This window comes from Priestia megaterium (assembly GCF_046599315.1).
Taxonomy (GTDB): Bacteria; Bacillota; Bacilli; order Bacillales; family Bacillaceae_H; genus Priestia; species Priestia megaterium_F.
Genome location: NZ_JBKIKC010000008.1, coordinates 91,187 through 104,639, shown reverse-complemented (window position 1 = coordinate 104,639; position 13,453 = coordinate 91,187). Strand labels below are relative to the sequence as shown.

10 protein-coding genes, 1 pseudogene and 1 other annotated feature are annotated in these 13,453 nt (G+C 40.2%); of the genes and pseudogenes, 9 read left to right on the top strand and 2 right to left on the bottom strand.

Annotated elements, in window-relative coordinates; all coding sequences use genetic code 11:
• The first annotated feature begins 55 nt into the window (after positions 1-55).
• Together ACLHDF_RS21035 and ileS are read left to right on the top strand one after the other, a co-directional pair.
• On the top strand, positions 56-1,405 hold the full coding sequence (locus tag ACLHDF_RS21035; RefSeq protein ID WP_413920579.1) for an FAD-binding oxidoreductase: 1,350 nt from the start codon (positions 56-58) through the stop codon (positions 1,403-1,405).
• Positions 1,406-1,670: 265 nt separating this feature from the next.
• Positions 1,671-1,913: a binding site (T-box leader), on the top strand.
• Between the two features lie 52 nt (positions 1,914-1,965).
• Positions 1,966-5,064 carry an isoleucine--tRNA ligase gene (gene ileS, locus ACLHDF_RS21030; RefSeq protein WP_413920578.1) on the top strand — a complete coding sequence of 1,033 codons (3,099 nt, stop codon included), beginning with the start codon at positions 1,966-1,968 and terminating at the stop codon, positions 5,062-5,064.
• A 342-nt stretch (positions 5,065-5,406) separates the two neighbouring features.
• Here the strand turns inward: ileS and ACLHDF_RS21025 are convergent, their stop codons facing one another.
• Positions 5,407-5,910, bottom strand: a complete 504-nt coding sequence (locus ACLHDF_RS21025; RefSeq protein WP_413920577.1) for an immunoglobulin-like domain-containing protein — start codon at positions 5,908-5,910, stop codon at positions 5,407-5,409.
• A 108-nt stretch (positions 5,911-6,018) separates the two neighbouring features.
• Here ACLHDF_RS21025 and ACLHDF_RS21020 point away from each other — a divergent pair.
• The 3 genes and pseudogenes from ACLHDF_RS21020 (at position 6,019) to ACLHDF_RS21010 (ending at position 7,693) form a co-directional block, all read left to right on the top strand.
• Positions 6,019-6,726, top strand: a pseudogene (locus ACLHDF_RS21020) (Type 1 glutamine amidotransferase-like domain-containing protein).
• Between the two features lie 84 nt (positions 6,727-6,810).
• On the top strand, positions 6,811-7,395 hold the full coding sequence (locus ACLHDF_RS21015; RefSeq protein ID WP_413920576.1) for a hypothetical protein: 585 nt from the start codon (positions 6,811-6,813) through the stop codon (positions 7,393-7,395).
• A 55-nt stretch (positions 7,396-7,450) separates the two neighbouring features.
• Positions 7,451-7,693, top strand: a complete 243-nt coding sequence (locus ACLHDF_RS21010) for a hypothetical protein (protein ID WP_413920575.1) — start codon at positions 7,451-7,453, stop codon at positions 7,691-7,693.
• 53 nt (positions 7,694-7,746) lie between these two features.
• Here the strand turns inward: ACLHDF_RS21010 and ACLHDF_RS21005 are convergent, their stop codons facing one another.
• Positions 7,747-8,397 (bottom strand): cupin domain-containing protein, encoded by a 651-nt coding sequence (locus ACLHDF_RS21005; protein WP_413920675.1) that lies wholly within the window; start codon positions 8,395-8,397, stop codon positions 7,747-7,749.
• Positions 8,398-8,641: 244 nt separating this feature from the next.
• Between ACLHDF_RS21005 and ACLHDF_RS21000 the strand changes: the two genes are divergently transcribed.
• From ACLHDF_RS21000 to ACLHDF_RS20985, 4 genes are all read left to right on the top strand, one after another.
• On the top strand, positions 8,642-9,472 hold the full coding sequence (locus tag ACLHDF_RS21000) for a glycosyl transferase family 2 (RefSeq protein WP_413920574.1): 831 nt from the start codon (positions 8,642-8,644) through the stop codon (positions 9,470-9,472).
• A 139-nt stretch (positions 9,473-9,611) separates the two neighbouring features.
• Positions 9,612-10,496, top strand: coding sequence for a superoxide dismutase (locus tag ACLHDF_RS20995; protein ID WP_413920573.1), 885 nt, complete (start codon positions 9,612-9,614; stop codon positions 10,494-10,496).
• Positions 10,497-11,122: 626 nt separating this feature from the next.
• On the top strand, positions 11,123-11,680 hold the full coding sequence (locus tag ACLHDF_RS20990; RefSeq protein ID WP_413920572.1) for a 3D domain-containing protein: 558 nt from the start codon (positions 11,123-11,125) through the stop codon (positions 11,678-11,680).
• Between the two features lie 280 nt (positions 11,681-11,960).
• Positions 11,961-13,448 carry a DHA2 family efflux MFS transporter permease subunit gene (locus ACLHDF_RS20985; protein WP_413920571.1) on the top strand — a complete coding sequence of 496 codons (1,488 nt, stop codon included), beginning with the start codon at positions 11,961-11,963 and terminating at the stop codon, positions 13,446-13,448.
• Positions 13,449-13,453 lie beyond the last annotated feature (5 nt).

Here is a 13,453-nt window from a genome sequence, read left to right as displayed (position 1 = left end):
GAAAATTCATAGGATATAGCATCTTATCTGTATTATTTAAGAAAGGGGTTATATCTTGGAGAAAACAAAGCTTACTGGACGAATCGTTACACCTGATGATGCGGAATATGATCAGGCTAGAACAAATAATAATTTAAGTGTGCCTAAATTCCCGAGAATAATTGTATTTTGTCAGAATACAAACGATGTATTAAATGCATTGAAGTGGGTAAAGGAAAATCATGTGCCCTTTCGAATAAGGAGCGGCAGGCATAGCTATGAAAATTTTTCACTAGTAAACGGTGGATTAGTTATTGATGTCAGTGAAATGGATAGAATCAAGATCGACTGTAAAGGTATGACAGCAAAAATAGAAGCAGGAGCTAATCTAGGAAAAGTATATAATGAATTATGGAAAAAAGGAACGACTATCCCTGCAGGAACCGAAAGCAGTGTTGGTCTTGTAGGCCTTGCGCTTGGCGGAGGAATTGGGATGTTATCAAGGCTGTTTGGGCTTACTTGTGATAATTTGCTTGAAGTTGAAATGGCAATAGTAAACGAACAGAGAGAGGTTGAACTCATTAGGGCAAATAAAAGTCACAACAGTGATCTCTTTTGGGCTTGTTGTGGCGGTGGGGGAGGAAACTTTGGTATTGTTACGTCCCTTACATTCAAGGTGCAGCCTATCTCGAAGGTGTCAATCTTTTCGATTACATGGGGATGGGAAGATTTTGAAGCTGTCTTTGATGCATGGCAGCACTGGGCCACGAATACCGATAAGCGCCTAACTTCGGAGATTGAGTTAAAATCGAAAGAAGCAAATCAGATTATCGCTCAAGGTGAATTTGTTGGTTCATCATTCAAGTTGAAGGAACTTCTTCAGCCTTTAATAGATGTTGGTTGCCCTAAAAAAGTATTAATAAAAGAAGTTTCATATATTGAAGCTGTGCGATTTTTTGACGATCCGAGAGGAAACCAACCCGCCCCTCGAAAAAGGTCAGGTTCTTTTCTTAATAAAACTTTTCCAAAAGAGGCAATTTTAACCATGAAGCATTTTTTAGAAAATGCTCCAAATGAAAAATCTAGTATTTGGCACCAGTCTCTTGGGGGAGCAGTAGAGGAAGTTGCCTCTAATGAAACGGCCTTCTATTATAGAGATGCTATTATCGCACAGGAATACCTTGCCACATGGAGCCATTCTTCAGAAGAGCGACCAAACATTCGATGGATCGAAAAATTAAGGAATGCTTTATCGAGATATACAACTGGAGATTATGTGAACTGGCCGGATCGACTCATCAGAGATTGGCCAACGGCGTACTATGGAGAGAATTTTAAAAAGCTTCGAGAAGTGAAACGAGCATATGATCCATTCAATCTATTTAATTTCCCTCAAAGCATCCCGCTGTTTATTAACTGGTTTTAAAGATCATCCTTCAAGTCGGAGAGGCAAATAAAACCCACCTTAAATGAGGTGGGTTTTCGTGTATGTTGCCTTTCTCTCTCCTGAGAGCGTGAAAAAGGCAGCAAATATTGTAGTAAATAGTAGTAAGCAGTTATTTTATCGATAAAACGATGCTCTCATTGTTCATAGGCAATAGACGACTACATTATACGGAGAAACATACATAAATATCATAAACATTGACATTCCCTTCCAAAACGCATACAATAGCTACTAATAAAAGCACACAAATTCGTTGAAGAGAACCAGTACGCTGCAAGTTTGTTCCCCAGAGAGCCGGTGATAGCTGAAAGCCGGTGTTCAAGCTGCAGGGGAATATCCTCTCTGAGAAGTCAAACTGAACCTATAAGTAAGTTTGAACGGTAGTCTACCGTTAAAAAGAACGCGTATGATTGTACGTTGCTGAGTGCTATTGATGAACGGATCAATAGAAGCCAGGGTGGTACCGCGGTTGAAACCCGTCCCTAGTTATAGGGACGGGTTTCTTTGTGTGCTTTTAACTTTAAAAGGAGTGGTATCACATGAAAGAAGTGAATGTAAGGGAGTCTTCGCAGGAGCGCGAACAGCGTATCCAACAGCAGTGGCAAAAGGGAAATGTGTTTCAGCAGTCGGTTCAAAACCGAGAAGGGCAGCCTTCGTTTGTATTTTATGAAGGGCCTCCGACAGCAAACGGTCTTCCTCACGTCGGGCACGCGTTGGGCCGGACTATTAAAGACGTTGTCGCTCGTTATAAGACGATGACGGGGCATCAAGTGATTCGAAAAGCAGGTTGGGATACGCACGGACTGCCGGTTGAACTCGGTGTCGAGAAGCAGCTTGGAATTTCAGGGAAGCATGATATTGAAAAATACGGCGTAGAAGCTTTTATCAACAAGTGTAAAGAAAGTGTATTTGTGTATGAAAAGCAGTGGCGTGCGTTTACAGAGCAGCTTGGCTATTGGGTTGATATGGAAGACCCTTACATCACCCTGGAGAATTCATACATTGAAAGCGTATGGAACGTGCTTGGTACGATTCATGATAAAGGACTTCTTTATAAAGGCCACCGCGTATCACCTTACTGCCCGAGCTGTCAAACGTCATTAAGTTCGCATGAAGTGGCGCAAGGGTATAAAGATGTAAAAGATTTAACGGTAACGGTGAAATTTAAAGTGAAAAACCGCGATAATGAGTACTTTTTAGGCTGGACGACAACACCTTGGACGCTGCCGTCAAACGTGGCGCTTGCGGTGCATAAAGAGATGGATTATGTCCGCGCCGAGCAAGGAGACAGCGTATATATTGTCGCAGAAGCGCTCGCAGACAAAGTGTTAAAAGGAGAGTATACTGTTTTATCTCAACATAAAGGAAATGAGTTAAAAGGGATGTCGTATGAGCCGCCGTTTGATTTTGTGAAAGTTGAAAAAGGGCATGAAGTGGTAACGGCTGATTATGTAACGGACCAAAGCGGAACGGGTGTCGTTCATTTAGCACCTGCTTACGGCGAAGATGATTACAGAGTTGTAAAAGAAAACGGCTTTTCATTTGTGAACGTGGTGGATGAAAAAGGACAGTACACGTCTGAAGTGCCGCCGTTTCATGGACGTTTTGTAAAAGACTGCGATGTTGATATCGTGCGCTACTTAGCGAATCAAGACGTGCTGTATCATAAAGAAAAGCATGAGCACAGCTATCCGTTTTGCTGGAGATGCGACTCGCCGCTTCTTTATTACGCAAATGAAAGCTGGTTTATCCAAACGACGACTTTAAAGGAACAGTTTTTGAAAAACAATGAAAGCGTGACGTGGTACCCGGATCATATCAAGCACGGCCGCTTTGGCAACTTTTTAGAAAATATGGTGGACTGGAACATCAGCAGAAAACGCTACTGGGGAACGCCGCTGAACGTATGGGAATGCGGAGAATGTCAGCATCAAGTAGCGCCAAAAAGCATCAAAGAGCTGCAAAAGTATGCGGCTCATTCCGTTGATGACAGCATTGAACTGCATAAGCCTTATGTAGATGACGTGCAGCTGATGTGTCCGGTCTGCAGCGGAGAGATGAAGCGCACGCCGGAAGTAATTGACGTTTGGTTTGACAGCGGTTCGATGCCATTTGCGCAGTATCACTATCCGTTTGAAAACAACGAACTGTTTCAAAAGCAGTTTCCAGCAGACGTAATCGCAGAAGGAATTGATCAAACGCGAGGTTGGTTTTACAGCTTGATGGCTGTTTCAACGCTGTTTACGGGAAAAGCACCTTATAAGCGCGTACTCTCTCTTGGCCACGTGTTAGATGAAAACGGTCAAAAGATGTCTAAAAGTAAAGGGAATGCGCTGGACCCTGTGGATCTTATTCATACATTTGGTGCCGATGCGCTTAGGTGGGCGCTTTTAGCAGACAGTGCACCTTGGAACCCGAAGAAATTTTCAGAGCGCGTCGTGCAAGAAGCGAAGTCAAAAGTCATTGATACGCTCGTGAATGTCTACGGTTTTTACGTGTTATACGCTAAGCTTGATGGCTACGACCCGAAGCAAACGTATAAATTGAAAAAAACAAAATTGGACCAATGGATTCTTTCACGTTTGCACAGCACGGTCAAGCGAGTAACAGTACATCTTGAAGATTACGGATTTACAAGTGCGGCGCGTGAAATCGCGTTATTCATTGAAGAGCTAAGCAACTGGTATGTACGCCGTTCCCGCGACCGTTTTTGGTCAGAAGGAATGGACGGAAAAAAAGCAGCGGCTTATGATACGCTTCACGAAGTATTAGTCACGCTCAGTGGGCTGTTAGCACCGTTTACGCCTTTTATTGCGGATGATGTTCATGAAAATCTGACAGGGAAAAGCGTTCATTTAGCAGACTATCCTTTGTATGATTCCAGCAAAGTGAACGAAAAGCTGGAAAAAGAAATGGCAGCGGTGCTTCAAGTAGTGGAACTAAGCCGAAGCATTCGAAATACGCATTCGTTAAAAGTAAAGCAGCCTCTGCAAAGTCTTTCACTTGTTGTGACAGATGAAGATATGGAGTGGGATGCGTACCGTGATGTAATCAAAGATGAGCTTAATGTAAAGAACTTTAACGTGGAGCAAGATGATGACAAACTTGTTTCCTATGTATTAAAACTTGATTTTAAACAGGCTGGACCAAAGTTTGGAAAACAAGTAAATGAGGTAAATCAAGCGTTAAAAAACCTTTCAGAAGATAAAGGAAAAGAGTTTGTTGAGCAAGGCAAGGTAAATGTTACGCTTGCTTCAGGAGAAAACCTAACACTTGAAACAGCTGACGTGCTCGTTGAAAAAGTGCCAAAAGAAGGTTTTGCGGTTGCATCGAGCGGCACGTATACCGCCGTCTTGGATACGGCATTAACCGAAGAACTTGTGCAGGAAGGAATAGCTCGTGAAGTAATTCGAGCGGTTCAAGATTATCGTAAAAAGCTTGATTTACCCGTGAATTTACGTATTGATTTAGAGCTTAGCGGAGACGAAGAAGTGAAGGAAGCCGTCGCGAAGTTTGAAACGCTGCTTCAAGAAAATCTTTTGTTGCACAGTCTTCGTGTGACAGACGATATCGAAAGCGGAGAAACGGTGAAAGTCGGAACAAAGCAAGTTACGCTTCGCATTTTAAATCAGAACTGATAAAGAGAGGCTAGGACAAAAGTGTTTTAGTTGAAGTAATATACGAACGGTTTATCCATTAATCGTTCGTTTTTTCTGTTGTTATGGTGAGTGAACGTAGTTTCATGTAGTTGCCTCTAGCTGTTGATTGGAGGGCAAGACGAAGACTCTTGCGGGAAAAGCGGAATGGGTGAGGCCCCACAGGAGCGTAAGCGACGAGGAGGCTCACCGGCCGCCCGCGGAAAGCGAAGTCTTGCACGGAAATCAACAGCGGGTAACAAGCAATTCATACTAATCATTCATCCGATTTGTTCGTCTTTAGGTGAGATCGCTTTCGTTATTTCTTACTCTCTTTTTTTACCTTTAATCAAACTGACCGAGAACATTTTTAAGACTCGGCCAGACAATTTCAAATGGAGCCGCTAATACATACTTTTTGCCGTTTTCGTCTTTAAAGTGCTGAACAAAACGGTATTTTCCTACCTTGTAGTTAGGAGTTGCGATATCTTGTTTGAATGATTTCCCTGGCTTTACCGTGACAGTTTTATCAGGAAACTCTAGTCCGTTTAGCACAACTTTGTACCACTTTCCGTCTTTTAAATGGTCCGCCGTATTTTCGTAAGGAATTGTTAAGGTATGCGTCGAATTATTTTGAATAACAAAAAAGCCAAACTGCGTTTTATCGTATTTTTCACTTACAGCAGATAGTGTAATGGTTCCTCCGTCCGCGTTAAGGAAAGAAGGAATGTTTTTTTCTTGTTTGGCTCCTAGCTTCATTTTTTGACCGTTATAATCGATATAGCCGAAGATACAAAATAAGATAATAAAAATGCCTAGTATTAGCATAAGGGTTCGTGCTATTTTCAAAAGCTTTAAACCACCTTTTTATCATTCTTCCATTATACGGAAAAATATCTATCGGAAATAGTATGAATTTACATTTTATCTATTACTTTTTTGAAAGGACGGATTAGGATGAGACGAATTATAGCCATGGGCGGCGGAGGCTTTTTGATGGAACCGGATAACTTGCTGCTGGATCAATACATACTTTCACAAGCCCATACAGATGTTCCGAAAATCTGTTTTATCTCTACAGTAAGCGAAGATGCGGATAATTATATAGAAAAGTTTTATGAAGCGTTTAATAAATTAACATGTGAACCTTCCCATTTGTCGCTGTTTTCACCAAACTTTATGGATTTAAAAGCATATGTGCTGCAGCACGATATTTTGTATGTAGTCGGCGGTAATAAGAAGAATATGCTTCTTTTATGGAAAGAGTGGGAACTTGATACGATTTTAAAAGCAGCTTATGAAAAAGGAATGATCTTGGCAGGAATAAGCGCAGGTTTCATTTGCTAGTTCGAAGAAGGAGTCACCGATTCAATGAATAATAAACTGTCTAAAATAGACGGTTTAGGCTTTTTAACGGGGAGTAACTGTCCTCACTACGACGGAGAAAGCAATCGAAGACCTTCGTACAATGAATTGATTAAAAGCGGAGAGATAAAAGCAGGTTATGCTGTAGATGACGGAATCGCACTGCATTTTAAAGATGAAGAGCTGTCCTCATCAGTTAGCTCAAGACCAACAGCAAAAGCGTATGCTGTTGATCGAAAAGCAAGTAAAGTCATTGAACGTGAACTCCCGGTAACCTATTTAGGTAATCGCAAGCAATGAATGGCCATTTTCCATGTTTCTCTGTATAAAATGGAGCTTATTAGTACATACATAAGCAGAGATTCTATATAGGAGGGTACTTCAGTGAGCTATAAACAATACTGGGGAAACATACATGAACAAAGCGATAAGCTGCAGGAGTTATTATCGGCGTATTGGCATCAGTATTCAGATTTTGGAAACTGGCAGTTTTGGGTGGTGCTTGCTTCGCTCGTTCTTCCTCTTGTGTTGTTGTATTTTACCGTAGACCGGACGCGGATTTTTGAGGCGTTTTTCTTCGGTTACACAGTGCATATGCTTTGGGCATATATTGATATTGCACTTGGACGAAGCGGTTATTTAACGCATACGTTTTTCTTAACGCCTCTGCTTCCGAACGCAACAAATATTACGGCTTCTATTTTGCCGGTAGGATTTCTGCTGCTTTATCAATATTGTACAAATCATCAAAAAAGTTTTTATCTGTATACAATTCTTTTGAGCGCTGTTTTTTCGTTTGGACTGGCGCCTTTTGAACATCATTTTAAATTTATTGATTCAAGAAAAGGAATGAGTTTGTTTTATATTTTTCTTATTGATATAGGAATAACGCTAGTGGCGTACTGGGTTACAAGGCTGCTTGTCAAAGCAAAAGCCGCAGCATATCGTACAGCGGAAAAAGAACGCTGAAAAAATGTTTTAAAATTATTAGTTAAGGGTATACATACACTTAAGACAAATCGAGGTGAAAAAATTGTATTACTACCGCATTTCAGAAGGACAAGACGAAACATACTCTGAGACAATTGTTGTCCATGAAGAACAGTTTGATCAAGATACATTTGAAGAAATGGTAAAAGAAGCGATGGTCGATAAGCCCGGCAAAATCGACCAGGTGGACATTGTGAAATATTTAATTGGACATTATCATTTCCAAGTTGCATATATTGAAGCGGCCTTTCATAGCACGTATATAGAAGAACAATAACGTTATGTATTCGTTAAGAAACCCCGTTGCATTGACAGCGGGGTTTTTTGTCTCTACCAATATCGATAGTGATAGGGATTTTGAGGGTAGTAATAAGAATCCTGAGGCGGAGGATACGTATAATGAGGTGTCTGGTGGTTAACGGGGCCTGCTTGTTTTTTCTTTTTGTAAGGTCCTTTTTCCACGCATTCGTCCGTTGGTCCAATCACGATAGTTTGATTCTTTAACGGAGCCAGCGTTTTCTTTAGTTGCTCCGGATCTAAGCAGTACGTATGAGCAAGTACTTCAATAGGCGTCTTATTTAAAATATCTGATCCAAAAATGTATTCCGGATAAGGAGCGTCAAAAATGGCAAGTAAATGCGTATTGTCTTCAGACGCAATTTCCCAATGCCACCAGCCTTGAGGGATATTGGCTACTTGACCCGGGGCAATTGGAATATTTGTCACTTCATTGTTAAACGGGTTGATTAATGAAACGACAGCTGACCCTGAAATACAGTAGACAAGCTCAGCGGCATTTTGGTGATAGTGCGGTTCGACCACGCGGCTTTTGCTTAAGTAAATATCAAGTAACGAAACATTTCCTAGTGTGTTCAGCACATCCCGGCCTAATCGGTTAATGTAATTTTGATCGTTTCGCGTATTAAGTCTGTTTTTATTCACATCAGAAAAGTACTGTACATTTGGATTATTATAATCCATATAGGACGTTGACAAGGCTCTTCAGCTCCTATTTTTGAATTTTTTATGATGCTGTATCGTATGTGCAGAGTTTTATTTCGTGACAGAAGCCCAGGAAGATGTAGGTAACCGCCTCTTTTGGATGAAGTGTACAATCATTTGCCCACTGGTTTTCATACACTGTAACAGGTTCTTTTTTTACAGAACCATGATCAATGTCAGGCAATATGACAGATCATTTTAAGGAAAGTGAGTTGAAGAGCTGTTGCTTGATCAATATGAAAAAATAAATAGCACGTACGAAAAGCTGAACGAACTTCAGCTGCCGTTTAATAAGCCTGTTTTACTCGCGGTCGAGTGGAATGGAGTGCTGTTTGAGTTTTTAGTGAGGCTGAAAAAAGAGTCGTCTCATTTGCTTGTGTTTGGTTCAGGAGGAGGAGCGAGTCAAGAAATGCCGGCAGGACCTCCGTATTTTCAGCGGCATTCGTGGATGAATGAATTTGAAGATTCGATTATTTACTATAACGATCCTACGCTTTACTTAGGAAAAGTATCGCTTGCGTGGGGACAAGGGACAAGCGGTCGTTTTTATTTAAAAGACATTGCCGTTTTAATTGAAAAATTCATGAAAAAATTGCAGGTGAATTCGTCTAATGTGTTGTTTTACGGATCTTCAGGAGGCGGTTTTATGTCGCTGTTTTTGGCAGGATACGTAAAAGGAGCAAAAGCGCTTGTAAACAATCCGCAGACTTGCTTGACCAAGTGGCTGAAAACGCCGGTTCGGCAAGTGTTTAATTTATCTTATCCCAATCTGACAGAAGATGAAGTTATAGCCTCATACGGTGAGCGAATCAACGTAGTGAAGTTTTTTCGCCATATTAACTATGTACCAAAGGTGTATTATTTGCAAAACGGGGCGTTCGAGTATGATATGAACAATCACTTGCTTCCGTTTTTAAAAGATTTGCAGGATATGCCTGACGACTGTGAAATAAATAATGTAAAAGTGGAGCTCTATTATAATCCAAAGCTGAAACACGCGGCTGTTAGTAAGCAAGAAACGATTGATTATGTGAATATGGCAAAGAATATATAAGAAAAAAGGCAAGAGTTCACGCTGTGAGAAGCTCTTGCCTTTTTCTGTCGAATTTTCTAACTCAATAGATACAAGTATGAAGTTATGTTGCTTTTCCTTTTGAATATGATAGTGAAGATGAGGTGTAAGGAGGGGAAGTATGGCCGATCAAGATGAGAGAAAAAGATACTTGATGGAAGTTCAGACCTGGCTAGAACAAGTATGTGACCCTGTATTTGAAGAAGCCATTACAGAAGTAGATATAACGTCATATATAACGCGGACGCAAGAAGATGTTCTTGAATATTTAAGTGAAGAAGATGTTAACGAATATACGTTAGAAGAAATCAATAATGCGGTGCGGCATATTGATAAGGTTTTAAAAGAACGGCTTGGAGATGACGGCAGGGAGCGGGAATCGATAGCGCCGGGTCAGCACGAGCTGCCACCGCTTGGCTATAGCTACTCAGCTCTTGAGCCGTATATTAACCGGGAAATTATGCGTCTTCATCACAGCAAGCATCATCAAAGCTATGTAGATGGATTAAACAAAGCAGAGCTCATGCTGCAGCAAGCCCGTAATACAAATAATTTTGACCTCATAAAACATTGGGAACGGGAAGCTGCTTTTCATGGCTCCGGTCATTATCTTCATACAATCTTTTGGGAAATTATGAGTCCGGAAGGAGGAGGAAAGCCGAGGCGTCAGCTGTTGCAGCAGCTTCAAAAAGACTTTGGCAGCTATGAAAAGTTCATGATGCACTTTTCGCAAGCGGCAAAAAAAGTAGAAGGTGTTGGCTGGGCTATCTTAGTATGGTCGCCGCGTTCGCGCAAGCTTGAAGTTCTGCAAGCTGAGCGCCATCAGCTTCTCACACAGTGGGATACGATTCCGCTGCTTGTATTAGACGTATGGGAGCACGCGTATTATTTACAGTATAAAAATGAACGTGATCCGTATGTTGATAATTGGTGGAGAATAGTTTACTGGCCGAATGTAGAAAAAAGATTCGAGGCAGCTAGAATGCTTCAATGGCAGCCATATTGACAAGTGGTGTAACCATCATAATTTAAAGATAAAAGAGGCTGGGACAACAGTATTTTAGTTGAAGGAAGATTCGAACGAGCTGGATTCTTGATTGAGAATCAACTTCGTTCGGATTTTTTTATTTGTATGATGAACGCAGATTTCCTAGATGTAGGTGCTTCTAGAGGTTGATTGGAGGACAAGACAAAGACTCCCACGGAAAGCGAAATCTTGCATGGAAATCAACCGCGGTGTAACAAGTGATCTATACTAGGCCCTTTATCCAATTTGTTCATCCTTAGATGGGATTGATGTAGTTATGTCTCAATATCTTTATTTTTAACGGAGAATTTATTATTTAAATAAAACATGTTCTAAATAATCAATAATAAGAAAAAATATAAGCTCTAGAACCAGCGGAATGTTACAAATGAAATGATCTAGTAAAAATGTGTGTAAAAGCCCTATTATATACCTAAATATGTATGTTCTTGAAGTGTGAAGGTGATTAATTTACTAGTTTAAAAGGAAGAATATTTATTTTTACTGTAACTAAACTATCAAACTATTGACATGTTACTGAAATATAACTGTAATATTCATGTGTTATTTTTTATGTATTGGTAGATAAAGGGGAAATCAATCACATGAAAAAAACAATGATTACGTTCAGTTTAGTTCTAATGTCACTGTTCGGAGTGGCAAGTGGTGCATCAGCTGCAACAAATACATATACAGTAAAAAGCGGAGATTCGCTATACAAAATTGCAAAGACATATAAAGTATCGGTTAGTCAGCTGAAACAGTGGAATAACTTAAAATCAGATAGTATTCATCCGAAACAAGTATTACAAGTATCTCAAGTAAAATCAAGCACGCCTGCTAAAGCAGCACCTGCGAAGTCTTCAAACGTTGTGAAAGAATTTAAAGTAACAGCAACGGCTTACACAGCGAACTGCAAAGGATGCAGCGGAAAAACAGCGATTGGAATCGACTTGAAAAAGAATCCAAATCAAAAAGTTATTTCTGTAGATCCAAAAGTAATTAAGCTTGGCTCAAAAGTGTACGTAGAAGGTTACGGCACGGCAATCGCAGCTGATACAGGCGGCGCAATTAAAGGAAATAAAATTGACGTTCTTCTTCCTTCTCAAAAAGAAGCGTTAAAATGGGGAAGAAAAACAGTAAAAGTTCAAATCTTAAAATAAGTATTCTTTAAGGAAATGAGAGCCTTCGTTGAAAGGCTCTCATTTTTTTCTTCATTAAAGGACATACTACTGTATATATACTGATGGAAAAGTTTTACGAATATGATCATATTTGTTGACAAATATTTCGGAAACAGATATATTTATCCGGTATATAATTAAGTTCATTAAATATTCGTGACATAAATTAATAGAATGAACGCATAAAATATATTCTCAACCTGTTTGACATCTGAAGATTTACATACAGATAATTTAAAAAGGGAAAGGTCTTGTTAAAATGAATACACAAACACAGCAGTCCGATCAAGTCCGAATTCGGTCTATTTTTAGCGTAATGATAATGGGAGCACTCGTTGCTTTTTTAAATCAAACGCTGATTAACATTGCGCTTCCGCAAATGATGGATCACTTTCATGTGACGGCCGCTACGGGCAACTGGTTAACAACCATCTTTATGTTAGTAAACGGAATTGTTATTCCAATTACAGCATTCTTAATGAATCGATTTACTACAAGGCAGCTGTATATTACAGCAATGGGTCTATTTACAGTAGGAACACTGCTTTGCGGTATCGCACCAACATTTTCCGTTATTTTAGTGGGGCGCGTCGTGCAAGCAGCAGGAGCAGGAATTTTATTTCCTTTAATTACAAACGTTATTTTTACATTGTTCCCGCCTGACCGTCGGGGTTTTGCGATGGGGATTTTCGGTGTAGCAATGAACTTCGCACCGGCAGTAGGTCCGACGCTTTCTGGCTTAATAGTTGAGCACTACTCATGGCGCGTTTTATTTTTTATGATGTTTCCGATTGCACTTATCAACGTGATTGCGGCGATTATCTTAGTGAAAAACGTTACAGAAACAAGCCGACCGAAGTTGGACGTGCTTGGCGTTATTTTATCAACAATTGGGTTTGGCGGCTTATTGTATGCGTTCGCTACGGGCGGTACAAAGGGCTGGACCAGCACTGAAGTATTAGCCATGTTCATTGTAGGCGGTATTTCAATTGTGTTCTTTATTTTCCGTCAGTTAAAAATTGACCAGCCGCTTCTTGAATTCCGTATTTTCCGTTACCGCATGTTCACTTTAACAACAATCATTAACGTTATTGTGACGATGGCAATGTTTTCAGGTATGATTTTAATGCCAATTTATATGCAAAACGTACGCGGATTCTCTCCGTTTCTTTCAGGCTTGCTGTTATTGCCAGGGGGAATTGTAATGGGGATTATGTCTCCGATAACAGGACGGCTGTTTGATAAGTTTGGCGCAAGATGGCTTGCTGTTATTGGTTTAGCTATTACCGTTGTAACAACATATGAATTAACAAAACTTGAAACCACGACGACATTTATGTACGTAATGATTGTCTATACTGTTCGTATGTTTGGTATGTCACTGCTCATGATGCCGATCTTTACAGCAGGATTAAATGAGCTTGCACTTAGCTTAAATAAATACGGTACGGCGATGGTTAATACGCTTCGAATGGTTGCCGGAGCTGTAGGAATGGCGTTCTTTGTTTCCATTATGATGAATCAAGGTGAAAAACACGTGAAATACATCGTAAAAAATCAGCAAATTTTGCCGACAGATAAAGGCAGTATGGCTGAAGCCGTGAATCAAGGTACAGCAATGGGCATTAACGATGCGTTTATGATTGCAACCATTTTAAGTGTGATCGCGTTTGTTTTAGCCTTCTTTATTCGCAAAACATCACCAAAAGAAGATACCATTACAAACCGTGTGAAAAAAGCAAGCTAATAAAA